17 protein-coding genes are annotated in these 20,642 nt (G+C 65.1%); 8 read left to right on the forward strand and 9 right to left on the reverse strand.

The features are described from left to right. Nucleotides 1–3: 3 nt before the first annotated feature. Nucleotides 4–570, reverse strand: a complete 567-nt coding sequence (locus AC25Y4_RS16585) for a hypothetical protein (protein WP_488121546.1) — start codon at nt 568–570, stop codon at nt 4–6. Then, nucleotides 548–1,540, reverse strand: coding sequence for a prephenate dehydratase (pheA, locus tag AC25Y4_RS16590; RefSeq protein WP_488121547.1), 993 nt, complete (start codon nt 1,538–1,540; stop codon nt 548–550). Before pheA ends, AC25Y4_RS16585 begins: the two co-directional genes overlap by 23 nt. A 35-nt stretch (nt 1,541–1,575) precedes the next feature. Between pheA and pgm the strand changes: the two genes are divergently transcribed. Further along, nucleotides 1,576–3,192, forward strand: a complete 1,617-nt coding sequence (gene pgm / locus AC25Y4_RS16595; RefSeq protein ID WP_488121548.1) for a phosphoglucomutase (alpha-D-glucose-1,6-bisphosphate-dependent) — start codon at nt 1,576–1,578, stop codon at nt 3,190–3,192. Nucleotides 3,193–3,214: 22 nt separating this feature from the next. On the opposite strand, the gene AC25Y4_RS16600 is transcribed toward pgm, so the two are convergent. Together AC25Y4_RS16600 and AC25Y4_RS16605 are read right to left on the reverse strand one after the other, a co-directional pair. Further along, complete coding sequence (locus tag AC25Y4_RS16600; protein WP_488121549.1) at nt 3,215–3,934, reverse strand: amidase domain-containing protein; 720 nt, start codon at nt 3,932–3,934, stop codon at nt 3,215–3,217. 245 nt (nt 3,935–4,179) lie between these two features. Next, the gene (locus tag AC25Y4_RS16605; protein WP_488121550.1) at nt 4,180–5,043 is read right to left on the reverse strand and encodes a M15 family metallopeptidase; all 864 of its coding nucleotides are present in this window, start codon (nt 5,041–5,043) and stop codon (nt 4,180–4,182) included. 100 nt (nt 5,044–5,143) lie between these two features. Here AC25Y4_RS16605 and AC25Y4_RS16610 point away from each other — a divergent pair, with 100 nt between their 5' ends. From AC25Y4_RS16610 to AC25Y4_RS16635, 6 genes are all read left to right on the forward strand, one after another. Then, a complete protein-coding gene (locus AC25Y4_RS16610) occupies nt 5,144–7,162 on the forward strand; it encodes an MDR family MFS transporter (protein WP_488121551.1) in 2,019 nt (672 codons plus the stop codon). A 174-nt stretch (nt 7,163–7,336) separates the two neighbouring features. Next, on the forward strand, nt 7,337–8,662 hold the full coding sequence (locus AC25Y4_RS16615; RefSeq protein ID WP_488121552.1) for an ABC transporter substrate-binding protein: 1,326 nt from the start codon (nt 7,337–7,339) through the stop codon (nt 8,660–8,662). A 134-nt stretch (nt 8,663–8,796) separates the two neighbouring features. Further along, nucleotides 8,797–9,912, forward strand: a complete 1,116-nt coding sequence (locus AC25Y4_RS16620; RefSeq protein ID WP_488121610.1) for a carbohydrate ABC transporter permease — start codon at nt 8,797–8,799, stop codon at nt 9,910–9,912. A gap of 98 nt (nt 9,913–10,010) precedes the next feature. Continuing rightward, nucleotides 10,011–10,835 (forward strand): carbohydrate ABC transporter permease, encoded by an 825-nt coding sequence (locus AC25Y4_RS16625; protein WP_488121611.1) that lies wholly within the window; start codon nt 10,011–10,013, stop codon nt 10,833–10,835. Continuing rightward, complete coding sequence (locus AC25Y4_RS16630) at nt 10,835–12,268, forward strand: GH1 family beta-glucosidase (RefSeq protein WP_488121553.1); 1,434 nt, start codon at nt 10,835–10,837, stop codon at nt 12,266–12,268. Before AC25Y4_RS16625 ends, AC25Y4_RS16630 begins: the two co-directional genes overlap by 1 nt. Nucleotides 12,269–12,322: 54 nt before the next feature. Continuing rightward, on the forward strand, nt 12,323–13,345 hold the full coding sequence (locus AC25Y4_RS16635) for a LacI family DNA-binding transcriptional regulator (protein ID WP_488121554.1): 1,023 nt from the start codon (nt 12,323–12,325) through the stop codon (nt 13,343–13,345). 65 nt (nt 13,346–13,410) lie between these two features. On the opposite strand, the gene AC25Y4_RS16640 is transcribed toward AC25Y4_RS16635, so the two are convergent. Then, nucleotides 13,411–14,331, reverse strand: a complete 921-nt coding sequence (locus tag AC25Y4_RS16640) for an LLM class F420-dependent oxidoreductase (RefSeq protein ID WP_488121555.1) — start codon at nt 14,329–14,331, stop codon at nt 13,411–13,413. Between the two features lie 35 nt (nt 14,332–14,366). Further along, complete coding sequence (locus AC25Y4_RS16645; protein WP_488121556.1) at nt 14,367–15,269, reverse strand: DNA-methyltransferase; 903 nt, start codon at nt 15,267–15,269, stop codon at nt 14,367–14,369. Nucleotides 15,270–15,303: 34 nt separating this feature from the next. Between AC25Y4_RS16645 and AC25Y4_RS16650 the strand changes: the two genes are divergently transcribed. Beyond that, on the forward strand, nt 15,304–15,699 hold the full coding sequence (locus AC25Y4_RS16650) for a GNAT family N-acetyltransferase (RefSeq protein WP_488121557.1): 396 nt from the start codon (nt 15,304–15,306) through the stop codon (nt 15,697–15,699). A 28-nt stretch (nt 15,700–15,727) separates the two neighbouring features. Here the strand turns inward: AC25Y4_RS16650 and AC25Y4_RS16655 are convergent, their stop codons facing one another. Genes AC25Y4_RS16655 through AC25Y4_RS16665 form a run of 3 tightly spaced genes read right to left on the reverse strand, consistent with a single transcriptional unit; the run spans nt 15,728 to nt 20,552 of the window. After that, nucleotides 15,728–16,717 (reverse strand): NAD-dependent epimerase/dehydratase family protein, encoded by a 990-nt coding sequence (locus tag AC25Y4_RS16655; RefSeq protein ID WP_488121558.1) that lies wholly within the window; start codon nt 16,715–16,717, stop codon nt 15,728–15,730. Next, nucleotides 16,714–19,533, reverse strand: a complete 2,820-nt coding sequence (locus AC25Y4_RS16660; RefSeq protein ID WP_488121559.1) for an alpha/beta fold hydrolase — start codon at nt 19,531–19,533, stop codon at nt 16,714–16,716. Before AC25Y4_RS16660 ends, AC25Y4_RS16655 begins: the two co-directional genes overlap by 4 nt. Beyond that, the gene (locus AC25Y4_RS16665; protein WP_488121560.1) at nt 19,530–20,552 is read right to left on the reverse strand and encodes a 3-oxoacyl-ACP synthase III; all 1,023 of its coding nucleotides are present in this window, start codon (nt 20,550–20,552) and stop codon (nt 19,530–19,532) included. The genes AC25Y4_RS16660 and AC25Y4_RS16665 overlap by 4 nt, the downstream gene beginning before the upstream one ends. Nucleotides 20,553–20,642 lie beyond the last annotated feature (90 nt).

The following is a 20,642-nucleotide window of genomic DNA, read 5'->3' on the forward strand; positions in this document are numbered from 1 at the left end:
GGTTCACTCATTCGAGTGGCCCACTGGCACTCGTGCGGAACCAGTGCCATTCCGCTCCTGCCACCGCAGTGCTTTCCAGACGATGAGGCTGACAATCGTGAGTATGCCGGCCGAGATCATCGGCGGCGTGACGCTCCAGGAGAGCTGCTGCAGCACAAATTCAATGGGCATTTCTGAGGTTGTGCCGCTGTAGCTGTTGCTCTGCGAGAGCCCCCACCACTGGAACGACACCGCCACCACGATGAGCCCGATGCCGATGATCCACAGGGCCACGATGAACGGGTTGTGGGCCGGTACATCGTCTGTCCAGTCCTCGGCGGAGTCGACGGTCGACTGCTCAGCCTCAACGGGGATGGGCAGCGGTGCGACCGGGTGATCGACAGCGCGATCGTGGCCGGACCCATGCTCGCGCCCAGAGAAGAGCCGAGCGGATGCCCGCCGCGTCGACGCTGCAGGCACCACTACAACGTCGGCCTCTGGGTCATAACCGCGCTGGAAAACCGGCGAATGCCTCGGATCGAACAGGGGCGTGTCAGCGTGCCCTGAATCAGTGTGCTGGTCGTGGCTCATTCGGTGTCCCCCCGGTGATGTCCGCCAGCCAGGCACGCGCCTCGCGGAAGATTCCGTCATCATAACGCGACGTGAATTCAACCTGCTGCTTGTCGGCACGCGGATACGAGCCGAGGAAGATGACACTGGGGCTGAACCGGCGGAGGCCGAGCAGGGCGTCCGCCATCCGCTCGTCTGAGAGGTGGCCGTCGGCGTCGATGACGAAGCGGTAGCGCCCGAGCGCGTCGCCGATCGGACGGGACTGGATGAGGCTGAGGTTCACGCCCCTGGTTGCGAACTGCTCAAGCATCTCGAGCAGGGCTCCAGCGTGATCCTCTGGCAGCTCGACGATGAGGCTGGTCTTGTCTGCACCTGTCGGTGCGGGCAGGGCGCTCGTGCGACTGACCAGCACGAACCTCGTCACTGCGTTCGGGTTGTCGCCGATGTTCTCGGCCAGCACGACGAGATCGTGGTGCTTCTCGATGCCGGGGGGCGCGATGGCGGCATCCGCCTGGCTGTTTTCGAACAGCGAGGCGGCCGCTGCGACGTTGCTGGAGGCTGGGATGTGCCCGTGGCTCGGCACAGCGGCTTCGAGCCAGGTCCTGCACTGCGCGTAGGCGACCGGATGCGCGTTGACGACATGCACGTCGGCCAGCGTCGTGCCGGGGCGCGCCACCAGCACGAAGTTCACCGGCACCAGGTACTCACCGACGATGCGGAGATTCGGCACGCTGGCGAGCGCGTCCTGCGTCGCCGACACTCCCCCGTCGACGGAATTCTCGATGGCGATCATCGCGGCGACGCTGCGGCCACTCACGACGTCGGCCAGCGCTTCGCCCACGTTGTTCACAGAACGCCACGGTTTGCCTTCTGCCGCCGGCACCTGGGCCAGTGCGGATTCGGTAAATGTGCCGGCCGGCCCGAGGAAGCTATAGGTGTCAATTGGTGAAGCGTCAATTGGCGTCTCAGCAGGAATCGGGGTGTCTGGCATGGCTCACAGCCTAGTTGCAGTGCCAAACTGAGTTCATGAGTGAACGCGCGGGAACACCAGCACAAGATACTGATCTGATCGACGTCGACGCCCTGGTGCGTGCGTACTACGACATAAAACCGGATGTAGCCATCCCAGAACAACGCGTGGTCTTCGGCACGTCAGGACACAGGGGCAGCTCCCTGAACGGCGCGTTCAATGAGGATCACATCATTGCGACAACGCAGGCGATCGTGGAATACCGCGCAGCGCAGGGCATCACGGGCCCGCTCTTCATCGGAGCAGACACCCACGCGCTGAGCGCCCCCGCATACACGACGGCGCTCGAGGTTCTCGTGGCCAATGGCGTGCGTGCGCTGGTCGACGAGTTCGACGACTACGTGCCGACGCCCGCCCTCTCACACGCGATCATCCGCTACAACAGCGGTGGGAACGACGACCAGGCCGACGGCATCGTGGTGACCCCGAGCCACAACCCGCCCACAGACGGCGGCTTCAAATACAACCCGCCGCACGGCGGACCCGCAGACAGCGATGTCACCGGGTGGATCGCCGCCAGGGCCAACGAACTGCTCGTCGACGGCCTGAACAACGTGCTGCGGAGCGAACCCAGCGCGGTCGAGACCTACGACTTCCGCGGTACGTACATTGACGATCTCGAGAACATCATCGACATGGCTGCGATCAAGAAGAGCGGCATCCGCATCGGCGCAGATCCGCTTGGGGGCGCGAGCGTCGGCTACTGGGGCGCGATCCGTGACCGCTATGAACTCGACCTCACCGTGGTCAACCCGCACGTCGACCCGACCTGGCGCTTTATGACGCTGGACTGGGACGGCAAGATCCGGATGGACCCGTCGAGCCCGAATGCGATGGCATCCGTTCTCGCCCACAAGGACGAGTACGACATCCTCACCGGCAACGACGCGGACTCCGACCGCCACGGCATCGTGACACCGGATGCCGGACTCATGAATCCCAACCACTTCCTGGCCGTTGCGATCGACTACCTGTACAGCCACAGGGCTAGCTGGCGCGGCGATGCGAAAATCGGCAAGACGCTGGTCTCCTCGACCATGATCGACCGCGTTGCCGGTTTCCTCGGACGCGATCTGTGGGAGGTTCCGGTCGGATTCAAGTGGTTCGTCCCCGGCCTCATCGACGGCTCTGTCGCCTTCGGCGGCGAAGAGAGCGCCGGCGCCAGCTTTGTGCGCTTCGACGGCACGGTGTGGACGACTGACAAGGACGGGATCCTGCTCGCGCTGCTCGCCTCAGAGATCCTGGCCGTCACCGGGAAGACGCCGAGCCAGCGCTACGCGGAACTTGCAGAGAAGTTCGGCTCCCCCGCATATGCCAGAGTGGATGCCGCGGCAACGCCAGAGCAGAAGGCCAAGCTCGGCAAGCTCGACGGCGACGCGATTGACGCAACAGAGCTGGCCGGCGAGAAGATCATCGCCAAGCTCAGCCACGCGCCGGGCAACGGCGCAGCCATCGGCGGCGTGAAGGTGGTCACGGAGAACGCCTGGTTCGCCGCCCGCCCGAGCGGAACCGAAGACGTCTACAAGATCTACGCAGAGTCGTTCCTCGGCGACGAGCACCTGCGCCAGGTGCAGGCGGAGGCCAAGGCCATCGTCGACGCCGCTATCGCCTAGTCGATGCTCGGGCCGCTGCCGTCTACTCCGGAATGCTCCAGTAGTAGGCGGTGGCCCCCGGGTGGTTCACATCGATGGCCCAGTCGACTGAACGGAAGTCGGTGTCATCGGTGTGGCCACCGTAGTAGATCGTGATGTTGCCGTCGGTGTTCTCGATGCGGGTGACGACGGCCGTGTGGTCGCGGTCGCCGGAGTTATCCCAGTCGAACTGGGCAACATCGCCGAGCTTCACCTGATCGCGCTGGTCATCGGTCAGCGCCGTGGCGCGCCCTGAATCGGCGAGATAGTCACGGAATGCCGTTGAGCTCACCCACGGCTTGGAGTAGTCGAATGCTGTGCTTGGGCCATCAGACCACCACTCGTCGTCCATCTCCCAGCCGCGCTGCACGAGTGACTGGCTGGTGAAGTTCACGCAGTCGTTGCCGGTGATGACGCCGTAGTCGTCGTTGTAGTTCAGCCAGTACGTGTTCACGTAGTCCAGCTGCGCCAGAATCTGCGGGTTGTCTGTCGTGGCGGTGACAACGCTGGCGGCATCCGCTTCGCCTGTCTCGTCCTGCGCGACCCTGGCGTCGCCGGTGGCAGCTGGGGTGGCTGCGCCCTGTGCTTCTGGCGCGTTGTCATTGCCGAGGTTGACGATGAGAATAATCACGCCTGCCACAACGACGATGGCAAGCACGAGTGCGGTCAGCCGCCGGCGTGCCTTCTTCGAACGACGTTCATTCTTGCGGGCGCTTGTTGCCATTTACTGGTGCTCCAATGTAAAACCGTGTCCCCCGCGGCGACGAGAGTTTCGCCGCCAGTGTGGTCCCGATTGCGGAAGCAATCCATGGCCACTCGTGCATACGCGCGGCAACTCAGGGCTGCCACGGTCGCGTGAAACCGTTCTCCCAATTGGGAGTGGGGGATTAACCAGAGAACCACACTCGCGTGGCAGAAACCTGTGTAGAGCATATGAAGCTCATGCACCGGAGGTGGAGAGGATGACCCCTATCCGTAGTTCGGCGCGGCAGGCAACGCGAAGAACTCTTCGAGCGTTGTCGTGGCCGTGTTGTGCATTTCTGCCGCCAGGTCTGTGCCGATGTAGCGATAGTGCCAGGGCTCGAATGCATAGCCAGTGATGTCAGGCTTGTCGGCCGGGTAGCGCAACAGAAACCCGAATCGCCAGCCATTGGCAGCGAGCCAGATTCCCTCTGGGGTGTCCCCAAAACAGGTGCTCAGAGAGCAGTTTCCTGACGAGGCACCGATGTCCATGGTGAGCCCTGTCTGGTGCTCGCTCGTGCCCGGCCTCGCCGTGCTCGTGTCGGCAAAGGCCTGACCGTTTGCCGCGACATCCTGGTTGTACACGTCAACCTGCGAGTCGTAGCTGCGATACGCGCTGTTCGAGGCGAGCGTCAACCCGGCCTCGGCGGAGGCTGCGGAGAACATACTGACAATGGCGTTGGCGGCTTCCGCGCGCATGCGCGGAGCCCACGTGTGCGGCACGGGCACATCAACCAAATCCGTTGGTTCGAAGTTCGTGGGATTCAGCGGCCTGGTCTTGTTCACGACGACCCAGAGGCTGTTCGGATCGTCGATCGATTGAGCCGCCTTGTTGAACGTTGGCACGACGGTGGGCACAGGCGAATCTGTCGGGCTCGGCCGTGGGGTCTTGTCTGGCAGCGGAGTCGCGCTCGACTTCGGAGCGATGGTGGCCGTTGACGCGACCGGTGACGCATCAGAGGAGTCGCGCGCGGAGGCTATGCCGGAAGCGATTGCAACGATCGCGAGCACGACGAATCCGCCCACCAGGACGAGGGCGCGGCGGCGGCGAACACGCTTCGAGACACCGGGATGCCGGCCAGGTTCAGACACGATTTCGAGCATAGCCCCGCAGGGCATCCACGCCGGGAGCAACCCGGCATCGCCCCAAACTCATTGTCATCCGGGTGAACGAGGCGTAGTTTCGCGTTCGATGAACGCCACGTCAACAACGGGCTCTCCAGCGCCCATCATGACTCACAGGCAGATCCTTTTAGTGATCTTTGGCCTGATGGCAGGCATGTTCCTTTCCGCCCTCGACCAGACAGTGGTCGGCACATCGATGCGCACAATCGCGGACGACCTCGACGGATTGGCCCTGCAGGCGTGGGTGACAACGGCGTATCTGATCATGTCCACGATCAGCACACCGATCTACGGCAAGTTGAGCGACCTCTTCGGGCGGCGCGCGCTGTTCATCATCGCCATCACGATCTTCCTCATCGGCTCGTTGCTGTCTGGCATGGCCACGTCCATGTACGGCCTCGCCCTCTCGCGCGCGGTGCAGGGACTCGGTGCAGGCGGCCTGATGGCGCTGCCGCTCACGATCATGGGCGACATCCTGGCACCGCGTGAGCGCGCCAAATACCAGGGATATTTCCTTGCCGTCTTCGGCATCTCCAGCGTGATCGGGCCACTGCTCGGTGGGCTGTTCGCTGGGGCGACGCAGATCCTGTGGATTCCTGGCTGGCGCTGGGTGTTTCTGATCAACATCCCTGTCGGACTCGTCGCGCTGGTCATGGTGCTGCGGTTCCTGCATATTCCCCGCTTCAAACGGGATGTGCGCATTGACTGGTGGGGCGCCGCGACGGTCATCGTCGCGACGGTTCCCCTCCTGCTCGTGGCGGAACAGGGCCGCAACTGGGGGTGGGGCTCTGCGGATGCGATCACCTGTTACGTGGTCGGCGCGCTCGGCATTGTGGCATTCATCATCGCCGAGAAGCTCATGGGTGACGACGCGCTCATCCCACTCAAGCTCTTCCGGTCGCCCACATTCTCGGTGGCAACCGTACTCGGCGTGCTCGTCGGTTTCGGAATGTTCGGCGCCATGATGACGCTGCCGCTCTACCTGCAGCTGGTCAACGGGGCGACGCCGACCGAGAGCGGCCTGCTCCTGCTTCCGATGATTCTCGGGCTCATGATCTCGTCGATCGTGAGCGGTCAATTGATCGCGCGCACAGGCCACTACAAGAAATTCCCCGTGATCGGCACGGCGTTCATGTCACTCGGGTTCGGCTGGATGACATTTGCCACAGCCGACCGCCCTGTCACCTTCATGATGGTGGGGATGCTGTTTGTCGGCCTTGGCCTCGGCCAGCTCATGCAGACGCTCACCATTGCAAGCCAGAACTCTGTTGGCGCACCAGACATTGGGGTGGCGACGGCTGCATCGACCTTCTTCAGGCAAATCGGTGGAACTCTCGGCACTGCCGTGCTGTTCTCTGTGCTCTTCACCCGAATTCCAGACACTATGAGGGCCGTCTTCAGCGAACCATCGACCATCGAGAGCCTGAGGGCTGCCGCAGAGAATCCGGCGATTCGGGATGATCCGAACAACGCAGAGGTGCTCAAGCTGCTGCAAAACCCGAGCGGGCTCGGTACCGCACTCGATGGCGACACGGCGTTTCTCGACTCGGCCAGCCCGGTGCTCAAGCATCCGTTCCTGGTGGCGTTCAACGATGCATCGGTGACGGTGTTCTGGGTGAGCTTCGTAGTGGTGTTTGTCGCGTTCATCGTCAGTTGGTTCCTCAAGGCACCGCCGTTGCGGAAGACGTCTGCCCTGCAGGAAGCCGCAGATGAGGCGGCCAAGTCTGAGAAAGCAGAAGCTGAGGCTGGGTTAGAAGCTGCAGTGGCGGAGGCCGCGGTGGCTGAGGGCGCCGGCGAGGGCGACGACATGGGTGTCGGCGCAGAAATTGATGAGGAAGTGGGCGCGGAGGAAGTCGGCGCTGAACACGTGGGTGCCACGGTCGGTGCCGGTGCTCGTGCCGATGTGGGGACGGGAGCTAATGCAGGTCCAGTCGGGGCGCGTCCGGGTCGTCCGGTTCGCCCAGACCAGGAAATCACCGAAATGTCCGGCCATGCCAGGGGTGCAGCCGACTCGATGGGCGCGCTCGTGGAACCGGGAACGCACACCAGGGACGTGAAACTTCCGGGGCAGGCCACCAAGTCTTGACCGGCATCCGTTGCTGGTGGTACCCGGATCCAAAGTGGAAGCGCTTACGTGAGAGCGCTCTCTTGACAGCATGATGCAAGGCACCCTATGTTGTCATCTGTAATACGTGAGAGCGCTCTCACAGCTGATGAGAGAGCGCTCTCATACTCTCCCATCACGCACACACACAAAGGAGTGACCGTGAAGCTCTCACGACGCACCACCGCTGTCGCTGCCGTTGCCGGCGCAGCAGCTTTCGCGCTCGTCGCAACCGGCTGTTCAGCAAACAGCAGCGACGCAGGCTCGACCGACAACCCGATCGAACTCTCCGTAACCACGTTCGGAACGTTCGGCTACGACGACCTCTACAAGGAATATGAGGCCGCCAACCCGGGCATCACCATCAAGGCCACGAACATCGACACCGGCGGAAACGCCCGTACCGACCTGTTCACGAAGCTCGCCGCCGGCACCGGCCTCAGCGACGTCGTCGCCATCGAGGAAGGCTGGCTTGGCTCCGTCATGGAGGTCTCCGACCAGTTCACCGACCTCAAGGAGTTCGGCGCAGACGACATCAGCGACCGCTGGGTCGACTGGAAGCTGGCCCAGGGCACGGATGCCGACGGCCGAGTCATCGGCTACGGCACCGACATCGGCCCGCAGGGCCTCTGCTACAACGGCGCACTGTTCGAAGCTGCTGGCCTCCCCAGCGACCGCGAGGAAGTTGCCGCCCTCTTCGGTGGCGCCGACGCAACCTGGGACCAGTACTTCAAGCTCGGCAACGAGTACAAGGCTAAAACGGGCAAGGCCTGGTTCGACCAGTCCAGCTTCGTCTGGAACTCCATGGTCAACCAGCTGGACGAGGGTTACTACACCGCCGACGGTGAACTCAACGTCGACGGCAATGCCGACCTCGAAGAGCGTTGGGGCTGGATCACCCAGGGCATCTCAGATGGCCTCTCGGCCAAGCAGGCCCGTTGGGACTGGGGCGGCGGCAAGGGCTTCGTTGATGGCAGCTTCGCCACCTTCGTTTGCCCAGGCTGGATGCTCGGAGTCGTACAGGGCAACACCGAGTCCGGCGGCGGCGACGCCAGCACCGGCTGGGACTTCGCTGATGTGAACCCCGGTGGAGCATCGAACTGGGGCGGCGCGTTCCTCTCCGTTCCGACCACGTCGAAGCACCAGGCCGAGGCAGCCGCGCTGTCAGCCTGGCTCACCGAGCCTGCCCAGCAGGTCAAGCAGTTCGAGGCAGCTGGAACCTTCCCGAGCACCACCGAGGCGCAGGAAACCCTTGCGGCAGATGCCACCCCGAACGAGTTCTTCCAGGGAGCGCCGGTTGGCGCCATCCTCGCGGAGCGCGCAAAGGGTGTTACCGCCCAGTTCAAGGGTCCTGACGACTCGGTCATCCAGGAGAACGTCTTCCAGGCCGTGCTCGACCGCGTCGAAGCCGGCGAATTGAACGCGAAGACCGGCTGGGATGAAGCCCTCAAGCTGATCGACGAACTCGTCGTCAACAACTAGCACTCCCCCGTTCTCGCCAGGCTCGCACCGTACAGGTCGGGCCTGGCGGGAGCTGTCCAGCCCGCTCGAAAGAAAGCATCACCATGTCTCTCAGCACCAGCCCGCCGGAGGTGGAAGAGGTGACCACCCCAGCGATGGCACCGACGCCCCGGCATGAACGTTCAGCGCTTCGCCAACGCTTCAGCCGCCTCGACGTCAAGGCGTCTCCCTACCTGTACATTGCGCCGTTCTTCATCCTCTTCGCGCTCATCGGGCTGTTCCCGCTGGTCTACACGTTCGTGGTCTCCCTCTTCGACTGGCACCTGCTCAAGGGCCAGGGCGACTTCGTGGGACTCGACAACTTCGTCGCAGTGCTGAACGACAGGTTCTTCTGGAACTCGTTGTTCAACACCTTCAGCATCTTCCTGCTCTCGTCTATCCCGCAGCTCATCGCAGCCATCGCCATTGCAGCGGTGCTCGACCAGAACATTCGGGCGAAGACCTTCTGGCGCATGAGCGTGCTGCTGCCGTACATCGTTACGCCCGTCGCCGTCTCGCTCATCTTCACCAACATGTTCAATGAGCAGTACGGGCTGATCAACAACATCCTCGGCTCGTTCGGCCTCGACGCTGTCATGTGGAAGACCGAGACCCTCCCCAGCCACATCGCGATCGCCACCATGGTGAACTGGCGCTGGACGGGCTACAACGCCCTCATCCTGCTCGCCGCCATGCAGTCTGTGCCTCGCGACATCCACGAGTCTGCCGCGATCGACGGCGCAGGCGCCATCCGTCGCTTCTTCAGCATGACCGTGCCCAGCATCCGCCCGACCATGATCTTCGTCATCATCACGGCCACCATCGGCGGACTGCAGATCTTCACGGAGCCGCGCCTGTTCGACCCGGTGACCGCGGGTGGCTCTGCGCGCCAGTTCCAGACCACGGTGCTCTACCTCTGGGAAATGGCGTTCTTCCGGCAGAACTTCGGCGAGGCATCCGCTATCGCCTGGCTCCTGTTCCTCATCATCGTCGCGTTCGGCGTGCTGAACTTCCTGATCTCAAAGCGAATCGCCTCGACAGAAGCCCGGGTGACGAAAAAACGCACCCGACGAAAGCTGGACGCGCTCAGCGCCGATAAAGGCAGTGCCGGTATAGGCAGCGCAGATAACGGCAGCGCAGATAACGGCAGCACAGATTACGACAGTGCAGAGCAGAGGGGTACGTCAGCGAAACTCGCCCTCGACGCGAGTGCAGAGGAGTCACGACTATGAGCCAGGCAATCGCAACCCCGCCCATCGAGGCGCCTGCCAGCGGCAACGCCCCGGCATCCGCTTCCAGCTCCTCCCGCCTTCCGAAGCGGCGCAAGCAGATGGGTATCGACGCCAGGCCAGGATTTTTGGTCTACGGCCTGCTGACCGCTTTCCTCGCCGCATCGGCGTATCCGCTCTGGTGGTCGTTCGTCATGGGATCGAGCGACAACTCGGCCAGGGGCGAGACCTGGCCACCGCTCTTGCCCGGCGGCCGGTTCTGGATCAACGTCGGTGAAGTTCTCGACAGCATCCCGTTCTGGCAGGCACTCGGCAACAGCATTCTGATCTCGAGCATCATCACCATCTCCGTCGTTTTCTTCTCGACGCTGGCCGGCTACTCGTTCGCGAAGCTGCGCTTCAAGGGGAACAACTGGCTCATGGTCTTCGTCGTCGGCACCATGGCGATTCCCACCCAGCTCGGCATCATCCCGCTCTTCATGCTCATGCGGCAGTGGGGCTGGACGGGCGAGATCGGCGCGGTCATCGTGCCGACGCTCGTCACGGCATTCGGCGTGTTCTTCATGCGCCAGTACCTCGTCGACGTCATCCCAGATGAGCTGATCGAGGCCGCCAGGGTTGACGGGGCCAGCATGATCGGCACGTTCTGGCACGTCGCACTTCCGGCAGCCCGGCCTGCCATGGCGATTCTCGGCCTGTTCACGTTCATGATGGCCTGGACGGACTTTCTCTGGCCGCTTCTCGTTCTCAACTCGTCGAACCCGACACTGCAGACAGCGCTCTCGCAGTTGCAATCGGCTCGATATGTTGACTACCCGGTGGTACTGACCGGGGCAATTCTCTCGACTATCCCGCTGCTCGTGCTGTTCATCATCGCGGGCAAGCAGCTAATTTCAGGAATCATGCAAGGAGCGGTGAAGGGCTAATGCCACAGCAGGAACTCGCACAGGCCAACTGGCCGGAAGGCTTCATCTGGGGCTCGGCCACCGCCGCGGCACAGATCGAAGGCGCTGCACACGAAGACGGCAAGGAAGATTCGGTCTGGGATGCGTTCGCGCGCGTCCCAGGCGCTATCGCCAACGGTGACAACCTGAACGTGGCTGTCGATCACTATCACCGGATGCCGGATGATGTGCGCCTGATGAAGGAGCTCGGTCTCGGTTCATATCGGTTCTCCACCAGCTGGGCGCGGGTGCGTCCAGGGGACCGCGCCGTGAACCCTGCCGGACTCGACTTCTACTCACGGCTCGTCGACGAGCTGCTCGAGGCCGGCATCCTGCCGTGGCTCACCCTGTACCACTGGGACCTGCCTCAGGCCCTTGAGGAGAAGGGCGGCTGGGCGAACCGCGACACCGCATACCGCTTCGCGGAATATGCAACGGATGTCTACGCCGCGCTCGGCGACAGGGTCACGCACTGGACCACCTTCAACGAACCGTTCTGCTCGTCGCTGATCGGGTATGCGTCCGGCGTTCACGCCCCTGGCCGCACCGAGCCGCGCGCCGCCATAGCCGCCGTGCACCACCAGCACCTGGCACACGGCCTGGCCGTCACCGCGCTGCGAGAGCTGGGCGCCGAGAATCTCGGCATCACGCTCAACCTGAGCAACGCCATCCCGCTGGATGCGACCGACCCAGTCGACCTGGAGGCGGCCCGCCGCTTCGACTCGCTGCAGAACCGGATCTTCCTCGACCCGATCCTGCGCGGCGAGTACCCGGCGGATTCGCTCGAGGACCTGGAACCGTTCGGTCTCAGCGAGGTCATCGAACCCGGTGACCTGGAGATCATCTCAGCCCCGATCGACTTCCTCGGCGTGAACCACTATCACGACGACGTCATCAGCGGGCATCCAGACGACACAGGCGCGGACGGACACTCCGGCGGGGCTCTTCGCCAGGCAGCATCCCCGTGGGTTGGCTCTGAGTACATCACCTTCCCGAGTCGCGGACTGCCGCGCACCGCCATGAACTGGGAAGTGAACCCTGGCGGGCTCCGCACGCTGCTGGTGCGCCTCACGGCCGAGTATGACACCCTGCCGCCGCTGTACATCACGGAGAACGGCGCGGCATACGAGGACGTCGTGAGCGAGGTCGGCCGCGTGCATGATTACCAGCGGGCGGCGTTCATCATGGATCACATTGCGGCCGTCAAGAACGCCATTGATGACGGCGCCGACGTGCGTGGCTACTTCGTGTGGTCGCTGCTCGACAACTTCGAGTGGTCGTGGGGCTACGGCAAGCGCTTTGGAATTGTGCGGGTCGACTATGACACGCAGGTTCGCACCGTCAAGGACAGCGGGCTTGCCTATGCGGAGCTCATCAAGTCGATCAACTCCGCCGTTGCGGTGCCTCTACACTGAACCCAGCAGTCAGACACTGCAGTCAGACGCTTGCTCAGGTTCTCGGAGATCACAGTGACACCAGATTCATCGACCCCCCGGCCCGTACCGACACTTGAAATGGTGGCGGCGCTGGCCGGGGTCTCTCGGGCCACGGTCTCACGCGTGGTCAATGATTCACCCACGGTGAACCCTGAAGTTGCCAGCGTCGTGCGGGAGGCCATCGCCGCCCTCAACTACGTTCCGAACCGCGCAGCCAGGTCGCTGGCCAGCAGGCGCACCCACGCCATCGCTCTCGTGGTACCTGAGTCGCTGGCGAAGGTGTTCACCGACCCGTTCTTCGCCTCCGTCGTGCAGGGCGTCGCACTGAGCCTGGCCGAGACCGACTACACGCTCACCATGCTCATCTCGTCGGAGAACCACCCGGAGAAGACGAGACGCTACCTGCTCGGCGGCAACGTCGACGGGGCAATCGTTGTCTCGCACCACACCGGAGACCACTCGTTCGCCCACCTCGGGCATGCGCTGCCCACCGTGTTCGGTGGCCGGCCGCTGGCCCTCAATGAGGGTGACATCTACTACGTGGACGTCGACAACGCTGCCGGTGCACTGACCGCCACCACACACCTGATCGCGCAGGGCCGCCGGAACATCGCCACAATTGCCGGTCCGCAGGACATGCCGCCCGGCGTCGACCGGCTGGCCGGTTGGCGCACCGCTCTCGCCGACGCTGGGCTCGATGACACCCTGGTGGAATTCGGGGACTTCTCGCCGGCATCCGGTGCCGAAGCCATGCGGAGGCTCCTGGATCGCGGCGTGCCCATCGACGGGCTGTTCGCCGCCAACGACCAGATGGCCGCCGGGGCGTACACCGTGCTGCACGAGCGGGGCCTGTCGATTCCCGGCGACATCGCCGTTGTCGGGTTCGACGATGACTATTTCGGAGCCGGAGCGACCCCAGCGCTCACCACGGTGCACCAGCCTGCCGTGGAGATGGGCACCACCATGGCAGAGATCGTGGTCAGACTGATTGAGGGCGCACCCGTAGAGCACGTCACGTGCCTGCCGACGTCTCTCGTGGTGCGCGACTCGGCGTAAGCGCCGCGCGACGAAGGGTCTCGAGACGCGACCTCGTTCCTCGGGCGCTCCTCGACCTGCGGAGCCTAGGCCAGCTGCGGCACGATCTCGCGGGCGATGAAGTCCAGGTGGTCGAGGTCGGCGAGGTCGAGAACCTGCAGGTAGACGCATTCGACGCCATCCGCTTCGAGCGCACCCAGGCGGTCGACGACCTCTGAAGCCGTTCCCGCGAGGCCGTGCTCGCGCAGTTCGGCCGGTTCCCGCCCGATGGCGGCAGCGCGCCGGGTGAACTCTGCCTCATCTGCACCGGTCGCGACCACGAGAGCCGCCGAGTAGACGAGTTCGTTCGGATCGCGCTCGATGGCCTCGCAGGCTGCCCGAACACCGGCGTACTTGGCCGGGATGTCGGCGAAGTCGGGGAACGGCAGGTTGAACTCTGTCGCGAATCGCGCTGCCATCGCCGGGGTGCGCTTTGCGCCGCCACCGCCGACGATCACCGGGATGCGCTCCTGCATCGGCTTCGGCAGCGCAGGAGAGTCCACCAGCTCGTAGTGCTGGCCGGTGAAGCTGTAGCGCTCCCCGAGCGGCGTGCTCCAGAGGCCGGTCACGATCTCGAGCTGCTCCTCCAGCATGCCGAAACGCTTGGCGGGGAACGGGATGCCATAGGCGGCGTGCTCCTCGGCGAACCAGCCAGTGCCGAGGCCAAGCTCGACGCGGCCGCGCGACATCTGGTCGACCTGGGCCACCTGGATCGCGAGGATTCCCGGCGGCCGGTAGGTCACGCTCGACACCAGGGTGCCCAAACGGATGCGCTCGGTCTCGCGAGCGAGGCCGGCCAGCGTGGTCCAGGCATCCGTTGGGCCAGGGTAGCCGTCGCCACCCATGGCGAGGTAGTGATCTGAGCGGAAGAAGGCGTCGAAGCCCAGCTTCTCGGTCGCCTGCGCCACGGCAAGCTGATCGTCGTACGTGGCACCCTGCTGCGGTTCAGTGAAGACGCGGAATCTCATGAGTCCAGTCTTCCAGACCGCGGCTGGACGTGCGCTCAGCCGACGGGAGCTGGTGAGGGTTCGAGCACGAACTCCACGTCGGGCAGATGGTCAAATCGCTCGCGGATCACCGCGATGGATTCTGGATTCTGGTCGATGAGCACGAAATTTCTGCCCAGCGACGCCGCCACGGCGCCGGTCGTGCCGCTGCCGGCGAAGAAGTCGAGCACCCAGTCGTTCTCCCTGGACGACGCCTGGATGATCCGTCGCAGGATGCCGATCGGCTTCTGCGTTGGATAGCCGGTCTTCTCTTTGCCGGTGGGCGACACGATGGTGTGCCACCAGACATCCGTTGGCAGCTTTCCCTTTGCTACCTTCTCTGGCGTCACGAGGCCGGGCGCCATGTACGGCTCGCGGTCGACCGTTGCCGAGTCGAAGTAGTAGGTGTCGGGGTTCTTGACGTACACGAGGATGGTGTCGTGCTTCGTCGGCCAGCGGTTCTTCGACTTGGCGCCGTAGTCGTACGCCCAGATGAGTTCATTGAGAAAGCACTCACGGCCAAAAAGCGCGTCAAGCAGTACTTTTGCGTAGTGTGCCTCGCGGTAGTCGAGGTGCAGGTAGAGGGTTCCATCGTCGGCGAGCAGGCGCCAGGCCTCGATCAGCCGGGGCTCGAGGAACGCCCAATAGTCTTCGAACTGGTCGTCGTATCCGAGCAGGTCGCCCTTGATCCGCTCGTAGCGCTGGCCCTTGAACCCGGTGATCGTCCCGACGGCGTGGGCGCCGTCTTTCGCGACAGCGCGCTTGGACGTGGTGGCCTGGCGCTTCTGGACTCGCCCGGTGTTGAACGGTGGATCCAGGTAGATCAGCGTGAAGGAACCGTCGGGAATCGTCGGGAGCACGTCGAGGTTATCGGCGTGGATGACACGGCTGGGAGACGTCTGTGACCACGCAATTGGCATTCCTTCATTCTGTCAGGCGGAATACTCTCTCAAGATGACTTCCGAATTGTCAGCGAACGAATCGACCGCCCCAGAGCACTCAGCACACACAGTGCACTCAGCGCACACCGGGCACCCAGCGCACACAGAGCAGTCAGCGCACACCGTCGAGGTGCGGCACGAACCCGCGCTCGCGCGGTACACAGTCTGGCTCGACGATGACATGGCTGGACTGCTCGACTACGTGACCAACGGTCACGAGATCCGGTTCACCCACACCGAAGTCGACCCGTCCAGGCGGCACGCCGGGCTGGCCAGCGCCCTCGTTGAACAAGCGCTGGATGACGTGCGCGTGCGAACGGCGCTTCCCGTCGTGGCCGAGTGCCCGTACGTCACGTTCTGGATCGACAAGCACGCCGAATACCAGGACCTCCTGACGCGCGGGCGCTAACGCGCGCAGTGCAGTGGGCAGAAGCGGGTCAGACCGATTCGGAGTAGCTAGTCGCGAGGCGGCGGAGTCCTTCGTCCACGGAGACGGCCGGTGTCCACTGCAGCTCTGTGCGGGTCTGGCGCTGGTCGAACCAGTGTGCCGTCGACAGCTGCTCGGCCAGGAACCTCGTCATGGGAGGCTCGTCGACACCAGGGCGGATGCGCCACACCGCTTCGATCGCGGATCCGGCGGTTCTGGCCAGCCCGGCCGGCACGCGCCAGCCAGGGGCGCGCACGCCGGCCGCGGCACAGATTCCGGCCAACAGTTCGGCAACAGGGCGCGGCTCACCGTTGGTGATCACGTACGACCTGCCGTGCACGTCTTCTGCTCGTTCGAGGGCAGCCACGATTCCGGATGCCGCGTTGTCGATGTACGTCGAGTCGATCAGTGCCGCGCCGTGGCCGAGCAGGGGAAGCCGGCCGGAACGCGCCCGATCGACGACGCGAGCGACCAGCTGGGTGTCCCCAGGGCCCCAGACCAGGTGGGGGCGAACGGCGACAACGCGCAGACTCGGCGAATCGGCGGCCAGCGCGAGCAGTTCAGCTTCGGCCTTCGTGCGGGCGTAGTCTCCCCTGGCCTGAGCCGGGTCCGCCGGCATCGCGCGATCTCCAACAATGGAGTCGCCAGAATGCGCGACCGACGGCGACGACACGTAGACGAGGCGCCGGTTACCGGCATCCGCTGCCGCTGCTGCCGTGAGTGCCGCGATCAATCCGCGGGTGCCCCCGACGTTGACCGTGTCGAATTCGGCTGGGTCGCCGGCCAGTGACACCTTCGCGGCGAGGTGCACGACAGCGTCCATGCCGTCGACGGCACGAGCGAGCGCATCGGGATCGGTGACGGAGCCCAGCACATCGCTGACCCCCGGCACGCCGGACGGCCGCCGCTGGAAGGTGCGCACCTCATGCCCTGCGGCCAGAGTTGCTGCGGCGACCGCGCGACCGAGCAGGCCGCTGGCACCGGTGACGAGAACTCTCACGGTCGCACCATGCGTCCGCCGGAGAGAATGTCGGCAGCCCAGCGAGCGAGATGAGAGCGATCGATCTTCGAGTTGTGACGGATGTCGGTGGGCAGCCTCGGCACGACAAGCACCGCGGCGACGGGCTCGGTTGCGGCGCTGCGAACGGCGGCGGCCAACTCCGGAGAGGCCAGGCCGACGCGGCGTGCAGCTGGTTCGGTTTCGACGATCGCAACCAGCTGCTGCACACCGGCAGGGCCAACGCCGACGGCGGCCGCGCGCGCGACACCGGGCACCGATTCGATCCGCTGCTCAGGGCCGACAGGGGTGAGCACTCCGCCAGGCGTGGTGATGACGTGCGGGAGGCGCCCCTCCACCCAGAGCCGGCCTGCGGCGTCGAGGTGTCCGACATCACCCGTGCGATGCCAGCGCTGGCCGCTCGTGGTGCCGAGCGCCGACGCCCGGTTGGTGAGCCACAGCCGGTCGTAGTGGTCTTTGATGTGCGGGGCGGAGATGACGATCTCCCCGGTCACGCCCGGCAGTTCTGCGGGCTCCCCCGTGGCTGCGCCGTGCTCGTCGAGCGCGCTGATCCGCACCAGGGTCGTGGCTGCCGGCACCCCGACGCAGACGCCGCCAGCGGTGGCGGTGTCGTCGTGCTGGGCTGCATCATCGGACGCAGCATCCGCTGAGGCCGAACGGATGCCGTCAAGCGAGATGTCCGTCATGAGCAGGCCCTCGGTCATCCCGTACGGCGTGTGCGCGCTCGCGCCGGGCATGAGCCTGGCCGCTGCGCTGAGCAGCCGTTCTGACACCGGTGCACCGGCGGAGAGGAAGGTGCGGACTCCGTCGAGCGCACGATGATCCGACGGGGTGAGCCTGTCGGACGTGGCCACGACGTTCGTGAGCGCGGCCGGCGAGAGGAAGACGACCGTTGCGTCGACCGCGGCCACCGCAGCGGCGACGGCCGTGGCGGTGAGCGTCTTCGGGCTCGTCACGTCCATGTCTGGGGTCACCGACCTGGCTCCGAGCGCCGGGCCGAGCAGCGCGAACGGCGCGAATCCGGCAACCAGCCCGGTTCCGACGCCGACGCCGTACTGCGCGGAGAGGGCGTCGCGCACGGCCGACAGCTGCGCGTGGGTGTACACGACGCCCTTCGCCGGCCCCGTCGACCCTGAGGTGAACAGGATGGCGGCGGTGTCGTCTGGGGACGGCTCCGGTGGCAGGGTCGCGGCGCCATCAGTGTCCGCGCCGAGTGCGGCGACATCGGCGAGCACATACGAGATACCGAGCGCGCGGGCGGCAGCAGAGGGAAGGCGGACGGTAGAGATCTTCTGCCCGGGCCAGCTGAGGGCGCGTGCGGCGACGAGCCCCGGCAGAGCACCGATGACATGGTCTGGCCGGGCGCCGCGCACGGCCCTGGTCAGGCCACGGAGGCCAAGACCCGCGTCGGCGACAACGACGATCGCGCCGATGCGGATGCAGGCATAGAGCACCGCGGTGAGGTCGGCTCCCGGCTGCACAAGCAGGGAGACCCTGTCGCCCTTCTTCACGCCGATGCGGGCGAGCCCGGCGGCGATCTGGCGCACCCGGGTCGACAGGAGTCGCCAGCTGACCACGCGCGGAGCGGCGCCAGAGGACGGCACCATCTCGATCAATGCCGTCTCGGTGCTGTGACCCAGCTCGTCGAGGTAGTGCCAGAGCGGACGGAACTCGGAGTCAGAGTCGGACTCGGATCGCGTCGCGGCCGGTTCTGCAGCGTCGTCCGCTGAATGCTGTGCAGAGGCGGCGTCGACGCCCGGGCGGTGGTCGCCCAGCCAGGTCAGGGTCGCTGCCGCGTAGTCGACGTCTTCGGCGATGAGGTGGCCAGCGCCCTCGAAGCGGTGCACATCGGCGTGCGGCATCCGCTCAATGAGGTCGTCGAGGTAGCGGTCGCTGAAGATGGGGTCGCGCGGGCCCCAGAGGAGCAGTGCCGGCACGTTGAGATGCCGCACTCCCTCTGCGATCCGGTCGAGTTCAGCAGCGCTCTCCTGTTGGGCGTCGACCGGGATGTCGGCGACGAATGTGCCGATACCGCCGCGACGAGCCGCACCACGGTATGGCGCCCGATAGCCGCGCTTGACGTCGGCAGGCAGTGGCGGATGCGCCAGGGCGAGCGTCGTCTCGAGGAACGCCGGCGTGCCGACCGTCGCCAACCCGTGCACACCCTGGCGCAGGGCGAGCCGCAGGGGGGCGGGAATCGGGGTGCCCTCCGGCTGGTGGATAGCCGTGTTCAGCAGCATGACACCGGCCAGCAACTCGGGGTGGTCGACGGCCCAGCCCATGGACACAACACCGCCCCAGTCGTGCCCGAGGGTGACGACAGGGCCGTCGAGTTCGATGGCGGCGGTGAAGTCGGCCAGGTCGAGAACCCGACGCTCGAGTGCGCGCGGCTGCCCGGTGCGCTCCGAGAAGCCCATCTCCAGCTGGTCGACTGCGATGACGCGCCAGACGTCGCCGACCGGAGTGGCGGCATCCGTTGTAGTCGCGGCGGTACTCGCTGCGGTAGTCGCCGCAGCCGTCGCCGCGGCGACCATGCGCCGCCAGAGGTACGACCAGGTCGGGTTGCCGTGCACGCAGAGCACGGTGCCGACGGGCTGAACGCCGAGCCGGTCAAGCTCCGCGGCGTTGTCGAGTACGTGCCAGCGTCGCGTTGCGCCGGTGTTCTGCCCATCCTTGTCGCGCTCCGGCACATCGACCAGGCGCGAGAAGGCCGGGTCGAGCCCGGAGAGCCCGGCGGGCGGGCGTGAGGCCGGGGCCGGTGTGGAGGTGGAGGTGGAGCGTGGCAGGGAAGACGTCACCAGACGATTTCCATCATGGCCGTGTTGAGACCGGAGCCGACGCCCATCAGGAGTACCCGGTCGCCAGGCTTCAGGCTCTCGGCTTCTGCCGCGAGCGTGATGGGGATCGATGCCGGTCCGACGTTGCCGAACTTCGGGTAGGTGAGCGGCACCCGTGAGCGGTCGATGCCCGTGGCCTTCAGGATCGCGTCGGTGTGCACATCGGAGACCTGGTGCAGGATATAGCGGTGCATCCCAGACCAGTCCCAGTCTGGCTTGGCCTCGGTCCACGCCGAGACGACGAGCTCCATTCCGCCCTTGAGCAGTGCCTTGGCGTCGGTGAACATTCCGTCGACACTGCCGACGCAGAGATCGTTGAACTGGGTAGCGGCGCGGCTGACGCCCCCGAGCATCCGGTGCCCTGTTGGATGTGCGTCTGCCCGGCCGAGGACCGCGGCGGCCGCGCCGGAGCCCAGGGTCAGGCTGGCGAACTCACTCATGAAATCCTTGCGGCCGATCTCGGAGCTGCGGAGCCGCTCGATCGTGTTGGTCTGGATCTCGTCGGCGTCCTCGCCGTCGATGACGACCGCGTAGTCGATCTGTCCGGCGTCGATGAGCTGGCCGGCAAGCGTCATCCCGTTGACGAACCCGAGACAGGCGTTTGCGATATCGAAGTTGCTCGCCGACGACGGCAGACCAAGACCGTGGTGGATGCGCACGGCGACCGACGGCTCAAGATGCTTGCGCGTCACAGAGGTGTTGATCAACAGCCCGACCTGGCCAGGCTCGATGCCTGCAGCCTGGAGGGCGCGCTTGCCGGCTGATACCGCCGCGTCGTCGAACTTCTGGCCTTCGTCCCAGTTGCGACGCTCGTGCACACCGGCGACGCGCTGGAGCAGGCCTTGTGGCAGTCGCAGCCGTTTCAGGGCAGGGGCAAGTCGGTGGTCGATCTCTTCAGAGGTCGTAATTCTCGGTGCGATCGTGCTCGCTACCGACAACAGGGCGACATTCTGGTGCCTCGTCGTGGCATTTCCGTTCAACGGAGCTCCCTGTCAAATTGCGTGGGACGGTGAAGTTGCCCCACGGCAATTATCCTCCTCGATTGGCTGTGAATTAAATGGGCGCCCGCT

The sequence above is a fragment of the Leifsonia sp. Y878 genome (assembly GCF_057669685.1).